The sequence below is a fragment of the Gemmatimonadetes bacterium SCN 70-22 genome (genome assembly GCA_001724275.1).
Classification (GTDB): domain Bacteria; phylum Gemmatimonadota; class Gemmatimonadetes; order Gemmatimonadales; family Gemmatimonadaceae; genus SCN-70-22.
Window position 1 is genome coordinate 40,868 of record MEDZ01000010.1, and the last position, 16,759, is coordinate 57,626.

General features: G+C 68.9%; 14 protein-coding genes. 10 read left to right on the top strand and 4 right to left on the bottom strand.

The features are described from left to right. Positions 1 to 90: 90 nt before the first annotated feature. From ABS52_07185 to ABS52_07195, 3 genes are all read left to right on the top strand, one after another. Positions 91 to 942 carry a hypothetical protein gene (locus ABS52_07185; protein ODT03865.1) on the top strand — a complete coding sequence of 284 codons (852 nt, stop codon included), beginning with the start codon at positions 91 to 93 and terminating at the stop codon, positions 940 to 942. A 105-nt stretch (positions 943 to 1,047) separates the two neighbouring features. Then, entirely contained in the window at positions 1,048 to 1,620 is a 573-nt protein-coding gene (locus ABS52_07190) for a hypothetical protein (protein ODT03866.1), read from the top strand. 19 nt (positions 1,621 to 1,639) lie between these two features. Beyond that, positions 1,640 to 3,139, top strand: coding sequence for a hypothetical protein (locus ABS52_07195; protein ID ODT03867.1), 1,500 nt, complete (start codon positions 1,640 to 1,642; stop codon positions 3,137 to 3,139). A gap of 119 nt (positions 3,140 to 3,258) precedes the next feature. On the opposite strand, the gene ABS52_07200 is transcribed toward ABS52_07195, so the two are convergent. The 4 genes from ABS52_07200 to ABS52_07215 form a co-directional block, all read right to left on the bottom strand. After that, positions 3,259 to 3,816 carry a hypothetical protein gene (locus ABS52_07200; protein ODT03868.1) on the bottom strand — a complete coding sequence of 186 codons (558 nt, stop codon included), beginning with the start codon at positions 3,814 to 3,816 and terminating at the stop codon, positions 3,259 to 3,261. Further along, a complete protein-coding gene (locus tag ABS52_07205) occupies positions 3,813 to 4,535 on the bottom strand; it encodes a hypothetical protein (GenBank protein ID ODT03869.1) in 723 nt (240 codons plus the stop codon). The genes ABS52_07200 and ABS52_07205 overlap by 4 nt, the downstream gene beginning before the upstream one ends. 44 nt (positions 4,536 to 4,579) lie before the next feature. Further along, entirely contained in the window at positions 4,580 to 5,755 is a 1,176-nt protein-coding gene (locus ABS52_07210; GenBank protein ID ODT03870.1) for a hypothetical protein, read from the bottom strand. 76 nt (positions 5,756 to 5,831) lie between these two features. After that, positions 5,832 to 8,324 (bottom strand): hypothetical protein, encoded by a 2,493-nt coding sequence (locus ABS52_07215; GenBank protein ID ODT03871.1) that lies wholly within the window; start codon positions 8,322 to 8,324, stop codon positions 5,832 to 5,834. Positions 8,325 to 8,522: 198 nt separating this feature from the next. On the opposite strand from ABS52_07215, the gene ABS52_07220 reads away from it, so the two are divergent. The 7 genes from ABS52_07220 (at position 8,523) to ABS52_07250 (ending at position 16,576) form a co-directional block, all read left to right on the top strand. After that, on the top strand, positions 8,523 to 10,196 hold the full coding sequence (locus ABS52_07220; GenBank protein ID ODT03872.1) for an energy-dependent translational throttle protein EttA: 1,674 nt from the start codon (positions 8,523 to 8,525) through the stop codon (positions 10,194 to 10,196). 670 nt (positions 10,197 to 10,866) lie between these two features. Beyond that, a complete protein-coding gene (locus ABS52_07225) occupies positions 10,867 to 11,466 on the top strand; it encodes an ACP phosphodiesterase (GenBank protein ODT03873.1) in 600 nt (199 codons plus the stop codon). Positions 11,467 to 11,547: 81 nt separating this feature from the next. Continuing rightward, complete coding sequence (locus tag ABS52_07230; protein ODT03874.1) at positions 11,548 to 12,012, top strand: ester cyclase; 465 nt, start codon at positions 11,548 to 11,550, stop codon at positions 12,010 to 12,012. Between the two features lie 319 nt (positions 12,013 to 12,331). Next, on the top strand, positions 12,332 to 14,281 hold the full coding sequence (locus ABS52_07235; GenBank protein ID ODT03936.1) for a copper-translocating P-type ATPase: 1,950 nt from the start codon (positions 12,332 to 12,334) through the stop codon (positions 14,279 to 14,281). Between the two features lie 292 nt (positions 14,282 to 14,573). Beyond that, on the top strand, positions 14,574 to 15,038 hold the full coding sequence (locus ABS52_07240) for a hypothetical protein (protein ID ODT03875.1): 465 nt from the start codon (positions 14,574 to 14,576) through the stop codon (positions 15,036 to 15,038). Positions 15,039 to 15,089: 51 nt separating this feature from the next. Further along, entirely contained in the window at positions 15,090 to 15,749 is a 660-nt protein-coding gene (locus ABS52_07245; protein ID ODT03876.1) for a hypothetical protein, read from the top strand. Between the two features lie 56 nt (positions 15,750 to 15,805). Beyond that, complete coding sequence (locus tag ABS52_07250) at positions 15,806 to 16,576, top strand: short-chain dehydrogenase (GenBank protein ID ODT03877.1); 771 nt, start codon at positions 15,806 to 15,808, stop codon at positions 16,574 to 16,576. Positions 16,577 to 16,759 lie beyond the last annotated feature (183 nt).

The window sequence follows — 16,759 nt, forward strand, 5'->3', positions numbered from 1 at the left end:
CGCCCACAACTTGCATGGCGTACCAGGCACCGTGTGTAGCCGTTGCGACCACCTCCTGAAGCGAACCTCCTGCTGTCTCGGCCGCGCCCGTTGGCGACGGTCGGCGCGATCGCGTGGATCGGTGCGATGGCGCTGGCGTCCCTCGCGGGGTGCGGGGCTCCACACCCCGGCCTCGCCCCTCACGATGCGGCGCTGCGCGACGCGCCCGCGAGACTCTATCCGGCGGCCGACAGCACTCGGCCACCGCGTGCGATCGTCTTCTTCTTCGGCAACGACGTGGGATTCTGGGGCCCACACCAGCAGTTGGCCTGGTCGCTCAGTCGCGAGCAGTATGCCGTGGCGGGGTTCGACATCCGGCACTTCCTCGCATCGCTCCCCGACGAGCCGACGGTGCGCGATTCGGTCGCCGCGGTTCGGCTGGCGCGGTACATCGCGGCGGCGCGACGGGAGCTGGCACGGGAAGGTGGTGCGGGGACGGCCGGTGCGCCGGCCATCCCTCTCGTGCTGGCCGGCCACTCGATCGGGAGCGAGTTGGCGCTCTGGACCGCGGCGCACCTCCCGCTGGACGGATTGGTCGGCGTGCTGGCGATGTCACCGGGGAACCGCAGCCATCTCGAGATCTCGGCGTCCGACCTCCTCATGACCTCGGAGCCCTCGGGCCCGGGGAGCTTCTCGGTGGCGGAGCAGGTGGCGCTGCTCCGCTCGCGCGCGCGGGTGGCGATCGTGCGGGGGGAGCGTGACAAGCTGGCGGACGCCGATCCTGCGCTGCTTGCGGCTGGCGGCGTGATGGCGCGACGCTGGGTCGTTCCGTTCTCGGGACACTCGCTCAAATCCACCTTGCTGGGGTCGGGCTACGTGTTGCGGGCGCTCGACTGGTTGCTCGCGCCCCCCCACGTCGGCTGGTCGGCCGGCCTGGAGCGCGTACGTGTGGCGCGGCGCTGACGCGCGCGGGAGGTGACGTCGGGAGCGACGGTTCGCTGTACCGGGTGCGCACGGGCGATATCATTCGTGGGGTAGCGCCCGAACCTGACTCCCCGATTGCCCCGCGTGTCCTCCTCGATCGACGCAGAACTCTCCGACAAGTGGCGACGAGGCCCCGGTATCTTCGTCGTGGTCGATGCCCGCGGAGTGGCCGGCGATCGTATCCACGCCCTCCAGCAGCGGTACGACCCCAAGCTCGCCAACTATCTCCCCCCCCACCTCACCCTGGCCGGATCGTCGGGGGTGGGCCCCATCGAGCCGTCGACCCCTCGCGAGCGGCTCCGCGAGGTGATGGAACGCGTCGCCGGCGAGACGGCCCCGATGGAGCTCGAGTTCAAGGCGCCGATCCGCTTCATGCAGACCGACATCATCGTCCTCCCCGTGGACCACCACGGCCCCCTGCGCGAGCTGCACGATCGTATTTCGGCGAGCGGCCTGGCCTTCCAGCCCGCGCGGTTCGCCTTCACCCCGCACGTCACCCTCTCGTTCTTCCGCACCCTCACCGCGCAGCAACGGCGCGAGCTGCTGGCCGTGCGCGTGGAACAGCCACTGGTGGTGGACCACATCCGCTGCTCGCTCACCGACGAGCCGCTCCCGCCACGCCACCTCTTCGAGCTCCCGCTCACCGGATGTCGTTAGGCACCCCGAGGGCCTGTTGATGACCAGGGACGAACTGCTGGAGTCGCTGCGCGCCGATGCCACCGGCGAGGCGGCGCAGACCATCGTGCAACTGGCGGTCGATTACCTCGCGCGAGCGGGGGGCGGCGAGGGGGCGGTCTCGCGGGGGACGCCGCCTCGCGACGTGGCGGCGCGCTTCGACGAGCCGCTCCCCTCCCTCGGCCTCCCGCTGGACGTCGTCGCCCAGCGCCTGCGCGACGACGTCATCGCCGAGGCCAACCGTCTCTCGCACCCCATGTACGCGGGGCACCAGGTCTCTCCCCCGCTCCCCGTTGCCGCGTGGACCGAGGCCGTCATCGCCGCGCTCAACAACTCGCAGGCGGTGCGCGAGATGTCACCCGCCTCGACCCACGTGGAGCGGCAGGTGATCCGCTGGATGTGCCAGCTGGCCGGGCTCGGCGAGCGGAGCGGCGGCGCCTTCACCTCCGGCGGGACCGAGGCGACCCTCACCGCCCTCCTCGCCGCCCGCGGACGCCTGATGCCCGAGGCATGGGCCACCGGCGTGGGGGCGGCCCCACCGGTCGTGCTCTGCGGCGCCCACGCGCACTACGCCGTCAGCCGCGCGGTCGGCGTCATGGGACTCGGCGTGCGCAACCTCCTCACGGTCCCGTCCGACGGCTACCGCATGGATGCACGCCAGGTGGCCGGGATGCTGCAGCGCCAGAAGGACGAGGGACGGGCGGTGCTTGCGGTCGTCGCGACCGCGGGGAGCACGGCGACCGGGGCGTTCGACGACCTCGAAACCGTCGCCGACGCCTGCGCCGGGCACGGCACGTGGTTCCACGTCGACGCGGCGCACGGCGGGTCGGCGCTCTTCTCCGAGTCGCACCGTGCCCGCCTGCGTGGCATCGAGCGCGCCGACTCGCTGGCCTGGGATCCTCACAAGATGATGCTCGTCCCGTTGTCTGCCGGGATGGTGCTGCTGCGCGACGCATCCGCGCTCGACGGGGCCTTCGCCCAGCAGGCGCCGTACCTGTTTCACCTGTGCGAGGACGAACCGTCGTACGACCTGGGGCCGCGCTCGCTGCAGTGCTCGCGCCGCGCCGATGTCCTCAAGGTGTGGGCGGCGATCCTCCGATACGGGGCCAGCGGGATCGCGGGCTTCTACGACCATCTCTGCGCGCTGACCTCGGCATTCCACGCCATGGTGATGGCCCACCCGCGCTTCGAGGCGTTGCACCTGCCGGAGACGAACATCCTCTGCTTCCGCCATCTCGGCGCCAATCCCCGCGCCTCGGGCGCCGCGGCGGCCATGGGCCGGGGAGAGGCCGCCGCCGATGACGCCACCGCCCTCGACGAACTCAATCGCCTGACCCGCGAGCGGTACAACGCCTCCGGCGAGGGGTGGATCACCTCGACCGTCCTCGACGGCCGGCGCGTCCTCCGCGTGACGATCATCAACCCCCGCACCACCGAGGGACACCTGCAGCGCCTGCTGGACGGCATCGATCGGATCGCGCTGGACATCGCCAACGCGTGACGCGTCACACGTACGCGAGCGTCGCAGGCGGAGTGATGGAGCTGCGGTGGGAGCGTCTGGGGGCGCGCAGAGATGGGAGAGCCTGAATCCGACTCGCCTCCCGTCTCCCGTCTCCTGGCCTACAACGCCTTCCGGATTGCCCCCTCGATGTCCTGGTCGCCCCCGGCGCCGGCGTAGACGATCTTCCCGGCCTTGTTCACCACGATCACGGTGGACGTGGCCTTCACCCCGTACACGGCGTCGGCCTCTCCCTTGCGGTCGTAGAACGTCTCCACGTCGAAGCCGTGCTTCTCCATGTGGAGCTTCACGCGCTGCGGCGACTGGTTGAACGAAACCGCGAGCCCCACGAACTTGACCTGCCCCCCGTACTTCTTCTTGGCGGCGATGATCCGCGGCTCCAGCGCCTTGCAGTTCTCGCACCAGGTCGCCCACACCTCGATGAGGAGCGGCGTTTTCCCGATGTAGGGGGCGAGCGAGGCGGGCTTGCCGTCGAGCGTCTCGACCTTGAGGTCCGGGAGCGTCGCGCCCAGCGGGAGGTCGATGGCGTGCTGGGCGTGCACCGGCGCAGGGGCGCCAGCGGCCACGACGCCCATCACGGCGGCGGCCACGAGCACGCGCGAGCGTCGGGCCATGGACGCGCTTCCGGTCACGAACGAGCGCAGGACTCGAGCGATCATATCAACAACTGCCCCATCTTCACGAGGTAGTACTCGGCCACGCCGAGCATCACGATGCCGAAGAGCTTCTTCACCCGCACCATCCACATCCCCGCCCTGGGGAGGCGCGACAGCGATCCCGACGACACGCCGACGACCACCAGAAGCGCGCACATCCCGAGCGAGAAGGTGAACAGATAGATGAACCCCAGAAGGGCGCTTTTCGTTTCGGTGACCCAGGTCAGGACCGCGATCATCACCGGCGCCGAGCAGGGCGCGGCGACCAGCCCCGACATGGCGCCCATCGCGAAGGCGCCACCGAAACGCCCGCCGTTTCCGGCCGTCGCCGCCCGCTGCGTCACCCAGGCGGGGAGTCGCACCGGGAGCACGTCGAGCATGGAGAGCGCGGCCAGGACGAGGACGTTGGCCATCGCGAAGTAGAGCCACGGGTTGGTGCTCACGCGCCCGAACATCGTCCCCGACATCCCGGCAAAGAGGCCCAACCCGGCATACACGAGGGCGAGCCCGACGACGTAGGTGAGCGTCAGGAGGAATGGGCGGAGCCGCGCCCGGCGCGTGCCCGAGCCTTCCACCGCCTCGCCCCCCACGATCGCCGCCGTGATCGGGATCATCGGGTAGATGCACGGCGTGAGCGACGTCAGCACCCCGGCCAGGAAGAGGAGCGGGAGGGCGGTCGCGGGGGAGCCGGACAGGCGGTCGGTGATGGAGGCGAAATCCATACGGGGTGAACCTCATCGCCCGTCGCGCGGTTCCGCCGTGCACGTCATCGCCATACCTCGCCCAACAATCGCATCCAGTTGCCGCCGAGGATCTTCTCGATCCGCGCCGCGGGGTGTCCTGCCCCGGCCAGAGCGTCGGCCACGAGCTCCATGCGACGCGGCGAGTTGAAGTCGGGGACGTAGTTGAAGACGTTGGCATCCTCGCCCGGCGCCGAGATCCCCGCCTTGCGCCGCGCTTCCACGAAGTCGGCGTGGACCTTCCGGAACTCGGGGGTGAGGTCGAGCGGCGTGATCGAGTTGTCGCTCCCCACGCCCACGTGATCCTCGCCGCACACGTTCACGCAGTGGGTCACGTGGCGCACGAAGTCGTCGGCCGTCGGCTGCCCGCGCTCGCGCAGGAAGGGCATCATGAAGACGCCCACCACCCCCCCCTTGTCGGCGAGCGCGCGAAGGACGTCGTCCGGCTTGTTGCGGGGGACGTTGGTCACGGCGGCCGCCCCGGAGTGCGTGGCGGCGATGGGGCGGCGCGAGGCGACGATCGCCTGGCGCGTGGTCTCCCACCCCGTGTGGCTGATGTCGACGAGAATCCCCATCTCGTTCATGCGCGCGACCAGGTCGCGCCCATACGGCTTGAGCCCTCCGTCCTTCGGCACGAGGCACCCGTCGCCGACCAGGTTGGGGCCATTGTACGTCAGCTGCACGATGCGCACGCCAAGGCGATGGAACATCTCGAGGCGCTCGGGCCGGTCCCAGATGGGCGTGGTGTCCTGGAAGCCGAGGATCGCCCCGAGCTTGCGCTCGGCCTTGGCCCGGCGGATGTCGGCGACCGTGCGGACCTTCGTGAAGACGTCGGGCGAGCGTTGCAGCTCGTACTCCCAGGATGCGATGTTGGCCACCGTCGCCTCGAAGGCCGTGCTGGCATCGCCCGTGGCGCTCACCGTCGAGTTGACCGCCGTGATCCCCGAGCGGCGCGCGTTCTCGATCATGGCGCGGGTGAGCGGTCCCTTGAGCCAGTCGGGGACGTTGAACGGCCCCGGGGTGGCCAGCATGTCGATGACGATGGCGTCGTCGTAGCCCGGCCAGCGCCAGGGCGAGACGGGCGCTGGGAGCCGGGAGGCGGGAGAGGCGCCGCCGAGCAGCGCCCGCGGGAGGGCACCGGTGGCGACGGCGGCGACGGCGACACGGCTGAAGTCGCGGCGGGACAGGGGGGGATTCGGCATGGCGGGGGCGGCGCGGTTGGGTGCGTCATCATGCGGCGCCGCCCCGGCGGCGGGAAGGGGCGAAGTGGCGACGTCGCTACACCCCGCCGCTCCCGTCCCCCCATCGCCGCCGGTCGAGCATCGTGCGCACCCGTCGCACCAGGGCCTCGGGGGCGAACGGCTTCTCCAGCAGCTCGATCCCGGGTTGCATGTCGCCCGAGCGAGTGAAGGCATTCTCCGTGAAGCCGGAGACGAAGAGGATGGGGAGCTCCGGGCGGATGGCGCGCAGCTCCTTCGCCAGCTGCGCCCCGTTCATCCGCGGCAACACGATGTCGGTGACGACGGCGTCGATCGCGTGGACCCCCTCGCGGAAGGTCGCCAGCGCCGGCTCCGCGGCCCGCGCCTCGATGACGATGTATCCATGCCGCATGAGCGCGGTCACCGACACTCGGCGGACCCGTTCGTCATCCTCCACCAGGAGCACCGTCTCGTGGCCCGCGAGCGGCGCCGTGGCATCGGCGGCGATCGATGCCGCCACCACTCCTTCCTCCACGGCGCGGGGGAGAAAGAGCTTGAACGTGCTCCCCCGCCCGACCTCGCTGTAGACCGATATGTGCCCGCCCGACTGCTGGATGATCCCGTAGCTCGTCGCCAGCCCGAGTCCGGTCCCCTTGTCGCGGTCCTTGGTGGAGAAGAACGGCTCGAAGACGTGTTCGAGCGTGTGCGGATCCATCCCGATCCCGGTGTCGGTGACGGCGATGACGACGAATTCGCCTGCCGGCGCGCGGTGGTCGTCGTCCAGGACGGCGATCGACGTCTCGATGGTGAGGAGCCCGCCCTCGGGCATCGCATCGCGCGCGTTCACCACGAGGTTCAGGATCACCTGCTCGAGCTGTCCCGGATCGACGAGGACCAGCGGGAGTTGCGGCGCCAGGAAGGTCTGCAGGTCGACGTCCTCGCCCAGCACGCGGGCCAGCATCTTCTGCAAGGCGCGAAGCGAGTCGTTCACCTCGACCAGTTGCGGCTGCAGCACCTGGCGGCGCGAGAAGGCGAGGAGGTGGCGGGTGAGGGTGGCCGCCCGGTCGATGGCTTGCAGGATCTCGCCCAGGTCCTCGCGCGACCGGCTGTCGCTCGGCAGGTCCTCGAGGGCGAAGGTGGCGAAGCCGTGGATGGCGGTGAGGACGTTGTTGAAGTCGTGCGCCACCCCTCCCGCCAGCCGGCCGATCGCCTCGAGCCGCTGCGCCACCGCCAGCTGCTCCTCCTGCTTCTGCTGTGCGGTGATGTCGGTCAGCGACCCGACGACGCGCGCCGGGCCCTCATCGTCATAGGCGATGACGATGCGATCGTCGACGAGCGCCTCGCTTCCGTCGCCGCGCTTGAAGCGGAAGCGGCGCCTGCACTCCTCGCGCCTGGCCTGGAGTGCGTCGGAGAGCACCGCCGCGCATGCCATCCGGTCGTCCGGGTGGACGCGCGACATCAGCCAGTCGGGCGACTGCGTGGCGTCACTGGGGGCGAAGCGGAAGAGCTCCGAGAAGGCGGGGTTCCACTCCAGCTCCCCCGTCCGCGGCCGCCACTCCCAGAGCGCCTCCTTCGTCACGCGGGAGACCAGGCGCTGGCGGTCCGATGCCGCGCGAAGTGCGGTGAACGCCTGGACCCGATCGGTGACATCGAGCGACTGGACGATGACGGCGCCGCGACCCCCGATCTCCACCTCGTGGGTGCGGACCTCCACCAGGAGCCGCGTTCCATCCGCGCGCCAGTGCTGCGCCACTCGGTCCGTGTGCGACAGGCCGGACTGGGATCGGGCCAGCTGCAGCGCCTCCGGCAGCCCCTCCGGGGGCTCGAGGTCGCGCGCGCTCATCTGCAGCAGGGCGTCCTCGCTCCACCCATACTGCTCGACGGCTGCCGCATTCACCGCGAGGATGCGCAGCGTCTCGGCGTCGTGCACCCACATGGCGATGGGGCTCGCCGCGAACAGGTTGCGGAATCGTGATTCCGACTCCCCGAGCCGCGCGATGAGCTGTGTCCGCTGGTCGAGCTCGCGGCGCAGTTGCGCGATCAGGCGGCCATTGATGATCGCGAAGGCGGCGCGCTGCGCGACGCCCCCCACCACGGTCAGGTCCGACTCCACGTACCGCCGACGGCCGTGCGTGGCCAGGACCTGCAGGAGGCCGAGCCGTTCGCCGTGCGCCCGGAGCGGCGCGAAGATCACGGAGAGCGGGAGGAGGGGGTGGTAGTGTGTCGCGTCCACCCCCTCCGGCAAGGCAGGGAGCGCCTCGCGGGAGTCGACGTGGATCACCTGCGCCGCGTCCGCCTGCAGGAAGCGATCGCTCCCCCCGAAGAGGTCGGCCGGCGCCAGCGCCGACTCCCAGCGCGAGCCGTCGTGGCCGGGGAAGTCGATCGAGGCGACCGCGACGCGCTTCATCTCGCCCTCGTCCAGCACGTCGAACGACGCCCACGACGCGTACTCAGGGACGAAGAGGTCGACGACCCCTCGCATGATCGTCGCCTCGTCCGGGCCGGAGGCGAAGAGTGCCGTCATGCGATCGACGAGCGCGAAGCGCTCCCGGTCGCCAGCCGGATCGGTCATGGTACCCCTTCGTGAATGGATGCGGACGTGAAAACCTGCCCACAGACATCGCTATTTGGCCCGTGGCGCCACCAGATGCAAGGGTGCGCTTGTGCCGCGCCGCCTCCCTCTCCCCCGTTCCATTAGATTCCCCTCGGTGACGTCGCGCGCGATTCGCGCGCACTCCCGTCTCCCGCCTCCCGCCTCCCGCCTCACGACATGGCCCCACAGTTCATCTACGTCATGAAGGCGCTGACGAAGGTCGTCCCTCCGTCGCGCGTGATCCTGAACGACATCTGGCTCTCCTTCTACCCCGGGGCCAAGATCGGCGTCCTCGGCAGCAACGGGGCCGGCAAGTCGTCGCTCCTTCGCATCATGGCGGGGGTGGACAAGGACTGGAACGGCGAGGCGTGGGCGGCGCAGGGGACCCGGATCGGCTACCTGCCGCAGGAGCCCCAGCTCGACCCCACGCTCACCGTGCAGGGGAACGTCGAACTGGCGGTCAAGGAGCAGCGCGACCTGCTCAATCGCTTCAACGAGATCTCGATGCAGTTCGCCGAGCCGATGAGCGACGAGGCGATGCAGAAGCTCCTCGACGAGCAGGCCAGGGTGCAGGACAAGATCGACCACCTGGACCTGTGGAACCTCGACAACAAGATCGAGGTGGCGATGGACGCGTTGCGCCTCCCGCCGGCCGATGCCGACGTCACGACGCTGTCGGGGGGTGAGAAGCGTCGCGTCGCGCTCTGTCGCGTGTTGCTGGAGCAGCCCGACATGCTCCTCCTCGACGAGCCGACGAACCACCTGGACGCCGAGAGCGTGGCGTGGCTGGAGCACTTCCTGGCCGACTTCCCCGGGACCGTGGTAGCCATCACCCACGATCGCTACTTCCTGGACAACGTGGCCAAGTGGATCCTCGAGCTCGACCGCGGGAGCGGCTACCCGTACGAGGGGAACTACACCAGCTGGCTGGAGCAGAAGAAGTCGCGCCTGGCGCAGGAGGAGAAGACGGCCAGCGTGCGCCAGAAGACGCTGGAGCGCGAGCTGGAGTGGGTGCGCATGGCGCCGCGGGCGCGGCAGGCCAAGAACAAGGCGCGCATCCAGGCCTACGAGGAGCTGGCGAGCGAGGCGGCGCAGGAGCGGGTGACGCAGCACGAGATCGTCATCCCGCCGGCGCCGCGGCTGGGCAACGACGTCGTCATCGCCGACAAGCTGAAGAAGTCGTTCGGCGAAAAGCTCCTGTTCGAGAACCTCAGCTTTTCGCTCCCGCGCGGCGGGATCGTCGGGATCATCGGCCCCAACGGGGCGGGGAAGACGACGCTCTTCCGGATGATCACGGGAGGCGAGACGCCGGACGAGGGGACGCTCAAGGTCGGCGACACGGTGCAGATCTCGTACGGCGACCAGACGCGCACGCTGGACGGGGCACGCACCGTGTGGGACGAGATTTCCGGTGGGCGCGAGATGATCCCCGTGGGGAAGCGGGAGATGAACTCGCGGGCCTACGTCGGGTCGTTCGGCTTCAAGGGGAGCGACCAGCAGAAGCTGGTGGCCAACATGTCCGGGGGGGAGCGCAACCGCTTGCACCTGGCGAAGACGCTGATGACGGGCGGCAACCTCCTCCTCCTCGACGAGCCCACCAACGACCTCGACGTCGATACGCTGCGTGCGCTGGAAGATGCGCTCCTCGACTTTGCCGGCTGTGCGGTGATCATCTCCCACGACCGGTGGTTCCTGGACCGCGTCGCCACGCACATCCTGGCGTTCGAGGGGAACTCGGAGGTGGTGTGGTTCGAGGGGAACTACGGGGCGTACATCGAGGATCTCAAGAAGCGAAAGGGGCCGGATGCGGACCAGCCGCACCGGATCGCATACCGGAAGTTGGTGAGATAGGAGAAGACGGGAAGACGAGAAGACGAGAAGACGGGAAGACGAGAGCCCGTCTTCTCATCGATATTGTCGTCGACGAAGGGCGGTCGTGTGCGGCGATGTGTGTAGTTCGGGGGCCGGCGCGGATTCGGCCTCGAAGTCGACACGGCCGCCGTCCATATTCTGGGTGACACTGCCCACCAGTGGGGTTGGCGCCGCACGCAGCCAAGAAGGTGTTCGCGGGCCGCCTCGGAGACGCCCGCCAAGATGCGGCTCTCCGATGGTAGTCGGACGTCGGGAGGCTGCCTAACGTCCTGGTGCTCGCCACCCAGAACGCGAACTTGACACATCCTGGTACTCGACCCTCGGCCTGCTACGTCGCAGTGGACAACCTCGTCGTCATCCACACCTGGCGACCGTGATGTAGCGTGAGGCGAGAAGCGCGAGATCTCCGTTGGGCACATCCGGCCGACCGCAGTACCCGTACCCGAATCGTCATGGATCGGGCGTAAGCCTCGGGAGACTCATCCACATGCTCGGGCGGCGACCGGACATCACACGTTGTCGGGGGTGGCACCGACGAGGGGGGTGCTCAACGGCAGAGAGTGCTCGCGCGCTCGCGCGTGACGTGCCATTCTCCGTTGCAGGTCGCGCACGAGCGCCGCCGCGCAGCTCCCATCGACAGGAGATCGCCATGACCGCATTCACCGTGGGCTTCTTCGTCGGCAGCCTCGCGAAGGCGTCGATCAACCGGAAGCTTGCGACAGCCCTCACGCGGCTCGCGCCGCCAGAGCTGACGCTCCGCGAGATCCCCATCGGCAACCTGCCGCTGTACTCGTACGACTACGACGCGAACTATCCGCCGGAAGGGCGGGCACTCAAGGACGCCATCGCCGCCGTGGACGCGGTGCTCTTCGTGACGCCGGAGTACAATCGCTCGATCCCCGGGGCACTGAAGAACGCCATCGACTGGGCGAGCCGACCGTGGGGCGCGAACTCCTTCGCGCGCAAGCCGTCCGCGGTGATCGGCGCCTCGCCAGGCAAGATCGGCACGGCGGTTGGCCAGCAGCACGTCCGCAGCATCATGGCCTTCTGCAACTCGCCGATGTTCAACGCCATCGAGGCGTACATCGAGTTCACCCCGAACCTCGTCACCGACGACGGCGAGGTCACGGTAGTGTCGACGCGAGACTTCCTCGCGAGTTACATGAACGAGTTCCACAGCTACATCACGCGCGTGTACACGGCGATCCCACGTGCGAGCGGCTCGGCGCCCGCCGACGCGTCGTCATGAGCGACGAGCCGACGCCGGCCGGTACGCAGCGCGGCACGAGGGCATCGCGCACGATCCGGTCGATTCACCGCTGGAGGGAATATGGGCGCCACGTCAGCAGGGCGAGACACATACGCGACTCGCAACATGGAGCTCATGCAGACGCTCGACGATGCGTGGAACGCGCAGGACCTGAGAATCTTCGAGGCGCGACACCGCCGCGACGTGGTGGTCTCCTGGCCGGGCAAGCCGCCGACGCACGGCATCGAAGCGCACAATCAGGAAGCGCGTGACTTCTTCCGCGCGTTCCCCGACCAGCAGCTCGAGAATCGGCCCTATCGCGTGTTCTTCGCGTCGGGTGAGTGGACCTGCTCCATCGCACGATTCACCGGCACCTTCCGCGGGCCGATGCGGGGTCCGGATGGCAAGGACATCCCGCCGACGGGCAAGCGATTCGACGTGGAGTTCTGCACCGTCGCACGCTGGGGGGAGGACGGGCAGATCATCGAGGAGAATCTCTTCTACGACCTCGGAGGGTTCCTGCAGCAGATTGGCCTCGGCGGATAATGGGAGACGCAACGGACGCCCGGGGGGGACCGCCGGCCCCTCGGCGCTCGAGTACAGCGAGCTCCCCTGGTCTTCCCTCTGGCAGCGAGGCGTCGGCGTCCGCCCTTCGATGGCACTGACGGGCGCGGCGACAGGCGGCCCGCAGCGCTTCCAGCGAGGTCATCACCTTCCAGAGGGACGAGGTATGGGCGATCCAGGCGCGCATGCACGGCATACGCACGACGCGCACGACGCGCACGACGCGCACGACGCGCACGACGCGCACGACGCGCACGACGCGCACGACGCGCACGACGCGCACGCCGGCCATTCGGTGGCGATGTTCCGCGACAAGTTCTGGCTGTCGCTCGTGCTGACGCTCCCCACGCTCGCCTGGGGGCACATGCTCCAGAATGCGCTGGGCTACACCGCGCCGAGCGTTCCGGGGGCGCGGTACATCCCGCCGCTGTTCGGCACGGCGGTGTTCCTCTACGGCGGCCGGCCCTTTCTCCAGGGTGCCGCGCGCGAGATCCGCGACCGGCTGCCGGGCATGATGACGCTCATCGCGCTCGCGATCACGGTCGCCTTCGCGTTCAGCGCCGCCGTCCTTCTCGGCTTTCCCGGAATGCCGTTGTGGGAAGAGCTGGCGACGCTCGTCACCATCATGCTGCTCGGCCATTGGATGGAAATGCGCTCGATCAGTCAGGCGCAGGGGGCGCTTGGCGAACTGGCCAAGCTTCTCCCCGACGTCGCAACGCGCGTGCACGGCGAAGGCGCCGATGAGCAGTTCGAAGAGGTCGCCGTCGACGATCTCCGGATTGGCGACACGGTCCTTGTGCGACCGGGCGCGAGCATCCCGGCAGATGGCGTGGTGCGCGCAGGGCAGAGCAGTGTGAACGAGGCCATGATCACGGGAGAGTCGGCGCCCGTGCACAAGACGCCTGGTGAGGCGGTCATTGCCGGCACCGTGAACGGCGCCGGTTCGCTCCGGGTGGAAGTCAGAGGCACCGGCGAGCGAACGGCTCTCGCTGGCATCATGCGGCTCGTACAGCAGGCGCAGGCATCGCGCTCTAGAGCGCAGGCGCTCGCCGACCGGGCTGCCAGCGGACTGACGTGGGTCGCGCTCGGCGCCGGCGCGGTGACGCTCGTCGCATGGCTCCTCGCGGGTGCCACGGCTGCCACGGCCGTCGAGCGGCTTGTAACAGTGCTCGTCATTGCCTGCCCGCACGCGCTTGGCCTCGCGGTCCCGCTCGTCCTCGCAATCTCGACGACGCTCGGCGCGCGCGGCGGACTGCTGGTGCGCAACCGCCGCGGGCTGGAGGACGCGCGTAACCTGACCACCGTCGTCTTCGACAAGACCGGCACCCTCACACTTGGCCAGCACCGGGTTGTCGCCACCCGCGCTGCACCGGGCGTGGACGAGCGCGAGGCCCTCCGACTTGCCGCAGGCGTCGAGCGCGATGCTGAGCATCCGGTCGCGCGCGCCATCGTGACGAGCGCCCAGGAGGCAGGGCTCACGATTCCTGCATCGACCGGATTCGAGGCGATTCCCGGCCATGGGGTGCGCGCTACGGTCGCAGGGCGGCAGTTGGCAGCGGGCGGTCCGAACCTGCTGGCCAAGCTGGGGGTCACGCCGTCGCCCGATCTGGCGCAATTCGCGAGCGAGGCGGCGGGGCGCGGCCAGGGCGTGATCTACCTCGTTGAGGGTGCACGAGCGCTCGCGGCCTTCGCCGTGGCCGACGCCGTGCGTCCAGAATCCGCGGACGCGATCCGGCAACTTCACGAGGCCGGCATCGAGGTGGCGATGATGACCGGCGATGCGAGGGCCGTGGCGGAGGCTGTCGGTCACGAACTTGGCATCGACACCGTCTTCTCGCAGGTGCTGCCCGAGGACAAGGCGGGGCACATCGACCGGCTGCAGCGGCAAGGCAAGCGCGTGGCCATGGTCGGCGATGGGGTGAACGATGCCCCCGCACTGGTGACCGCGGCGGTGGGCATTGCCGTCGGTGCGGGCACTGACGTCGCCGTGGAAGCAGGCGACATCGTACTGGTGCGGAGTGACCCGCGCGACGTGCCGCGGATCATCAATCTGTCGCGCGTGAGCTACCGGAAGATGGTGCAGAACCTGTGGTGGGCGGCCGGCTACAACATCGTGGCGATCCCGCTCGCGGCTGGTGTACTTGCGCCTTGGGGCATCCTGCTCACCCCCGCCATGGGCGCCGTGCTCATGTCGCTCTCGACGATCATCGTCGCCATCAACGCACAGCTGCTCCGGCGTGCCAGGCTGTAGGTGCTGGCGAGCGGTGGCAGGTCGGCCCGCTGCGGATTCGGCGTCCTCGGGCCGATGTGACCGAGACACCTGATATTTGCCCCATGTCAGTGTCTTGACATTGAATGTTATAACACATATTATCCTGTTGTCGCTCGCGTTCTCCGCGACAAGCCGCGGAAGCACACAGCGATGCTGTCCTTCGGCGGGAGGCGGTTTCGGCCTTCTTGGTGTGATAACACTTATTAACGCATCACGTTCATCCTCTCTCGGCCATCTCTTCATGGCCATCCCCCATACCAGAAATCCCATCATGCGTCCGCTTCAGCTTACCGCTACTCGCAGGCTCGACTTTGGTCTCCTCCTGCTCCGCGTCGTGGCGGGGATAGTCTTCGCCGCCCACGGCGGTCAGAAGCTCTTCGTCATCGGCCTCTCCGGCGTCGTCGGCGCGTTCGGCCAGATGGGCGTTCCGCTTCCGAGCGTCACCGGCCCGCTCGTCGCGCTCCTGGAGTTCTTCGGTGGACTCGCGCTCATCGCGGGGCTCCTGACGCGCCTTGTCGGCCTTGGCCTGGCGGTCACGATGCTCGGCGCGCTCTTCATGGTGCACCTCACGGCGGGATTCTTCGCGCCGAACGGCATCGAGTTCGTGCTCACGCTCGCGTCGGTCGCTGCCACACTGGCCATCACCGGCGGCGGCCGCTACGCGGCGGACGTGCTCGTCGCGCGCCGCCCGAACGGCGGGTCCCGGGAATCGCGGCCGCTCCGTAACGCCGCCTGATCGTCGCGCCCCGCGCCTCGCTCGACCATCCCTTCCACAGGAGTACCTCTCATGCAGGTCCTCATCATCGGCACCGGCAGCATGGGCCGCGGCATCGCGACACGACTCATCGCCGGCGGCAACGACGTCACGCTCTTCGACCAATCACCGGATGCGGCACGCACACTTGCCGTGCAGCTGCAGGGCGCTGTGCCGGGGACCAACGTGGCGGTCGCCGCAGGCGCGGCGGACGCTGTGCGAGAGAGCCACGTCGTGATCCTTGCGACCCCGTACGACGGAACTCTCGAAATCGCCCGCGAACTCCGCAAGGCACTCGACGACAAGGTCGTCGTCGACATCTCGAATCCGCTGAACGCCACGTACGACGCCCTCGTCACGTCGCCGTCAACCTCCGCGGCTGAGACGATCCGGGCCGTGCTGCCCAGCAGCGCGAAGCTCGTCAAGGCCTTCAACACCACCTTTGCCGGGACGCTCGTTGCCGGCGAGGTCGCTGGGATGCCGCTCGATGTTCTCATCGCGGGCGACGACGACGGCGCAAAGAGCAAGGTGGCCGATCTGGTTCGCGGCGGCGGCATGATCCCGATCGACGTCGGCGCCCTGGAGCGCGCGCGGCAGCTCGAGGCGCTGGGGCTGCTCGGCATCACGCTGCAGGGTCGCCTCGGCACGGGATTCATGAGCGGCTGGAAGCTCGTGATGCCGAAGGGCAGTTGATCGGGTTCCACCCACTCGACAGCGTGCGCCCACTCACTTCATCAAGGAGATGCATCATGCTCGACGGCAAGATTGCAATCGTCACTGGCGCCGGCTCGGGTCTCGGCGAGGCCATTTCCCTTGCGTTCGCGAAGAACGGTGCGACCGTGGTGCTCGCGGACGTCGACACTGACGGTGCAGGGCGCGTGCTGCGACAGATCCAGGAGCGAGGCGGTAGCGGGCGAGTCGCCAAGACCGACGTCTCGAAGCCCGACGCGGCCAAGGCCCTCGTCGACATCGCGGTGACGCAGTTCGGCCGACTCGACATCGCCGTGAACAACGCCGGAATCGGTGGCCCCACTGCGCCAGTGGGCGAGTACCCTATCGATCAGTGGGACAGGATCATCGCCACCAACCTGTCGGGCATATTCTACGGGATGCACTTCCAGATCCCCGCGATGCTGGCCGCCGGTGGCGGCGCGATCGTGAACATGGCATCGATCGCCGGCACGGTCGGTCTTGCTCACGCCAGCGGCTACTCTGCCGCGAAGCACGGCGTCGTTGGCCTCACCAAGACCGCAGCGGTCGAGTACGGTGCGCATGGCATCCGTGTCAACGCCGTCGGGCCCGGGTTCATCAAGACCCCATTGCTCGGCAAGCGAGCGGTGATGGACACCAGCGGCGCCACCGCGGACAGCGAGATGCAGGCGCTCGCCGCGCTCCACCCGATGAACCGTTTGGGTGAGGCACACGAAGTTGCCGAACTCGTCCTCTTCCTCGCCTCCGAGCGGGCGTCGTTCATCACCGGCGCCTACTACAACATCGACGGCGGCTATCTGGCCCGATAGATACCGCGAACGAAGCGAAGGCGCGTCGCGTCACGACCAGGCGCTGGTGTGAGGCGACGTGCCTGCTTCTTTCGCCGGCGGCGTGGCGATGGACCGCGAGGGATCACCGCCGCGGGATGAAGCGTTCATTCCCGGGTGGGTGTTCGCTGGGGCCGTGGGCAGTCGCCGGACATTCGACTCGAC

Coding starts and splice junctions, on each gene's coding strand:
- ABS52_07195 (ODT03867.1), top strand. CDS start 1,640: ATGACCAGGGACGAACTGCTGGAGTCGCTGCGCGCCGATGCCACCGGC.
- ABS52_07200 (ODT03868.1), bottom strand. CDS start 3,816: ATGATCGCTCGAGTCCTGCGCTCGTTCGTGACCGGAAGCGCGTCCATG.
- ABS52_07205 (ODT03869.1), bottom strand. CDS start 4,535: ATGGATTTCGCCTCCATCACCGACCGCCTGTCCGGCTCCCCCGCGACC.
- ABS52_07210 (ODT03870.1), bottom strand. CDS start 5,755: ATGCCGAATCCCCCCCTGTCCCGCCGCGACTTCAGCCGTGTCGCCGTC.
- ABS52_07215 (ODT03871.1), bottom strand. CDS start 8,324: ATGACCGATCCGGCTGGCGACCGGGAGCGCTTCGCGCTCGTCGATCGC.
- ABS52_07220 (ODT03872.1), top strand. CDS start 8,523: ATGGCCCCACAGTTCATCTACGTCATGAAGGCGCTGACGAAGGTCGTC.
- ABS52_07225 (ODT03873.1), top strand. CDS start 10,867: ATGACCGCATTCACCGTGGGCTTCTTCGTCGGCAGCCTCGCGAAGGCG.
- ABS52_07230 (ODT03874.1), top strand. CDS start 11,548: ATGGGCGCCACGTCAGCAGGGCGAGACACATACGCGACTCGCAACATG.
- ABS52_07235 (ODT03936.1), top strand. CDS start 12,332: ATGTTCCGCGACAAGTTCTGGCTGTCGCTCGTGCTGACGCTCCCCACG.
- ABS52_07240 (ODT03875.1), top strand. CDS start 14,574: ATGCGTCCGCTTCAGCTTACCGCTACTCGCAGGCTCGACTTTGGTCTC.
- ABS52_07245 (ODT03876.1), top strand. CDS start 15,090: ATGCAGGTCCTCATCATCGGCACCGGCAGCATGGGCCGCGGCATCGCG.
- ABS52_07250 (ODT03877.1), top strand. CDS start 15,806: ATGCTCGACGGCAAGATTGCAATCGTCACTGGCGCCGGCTCGGGTCTC.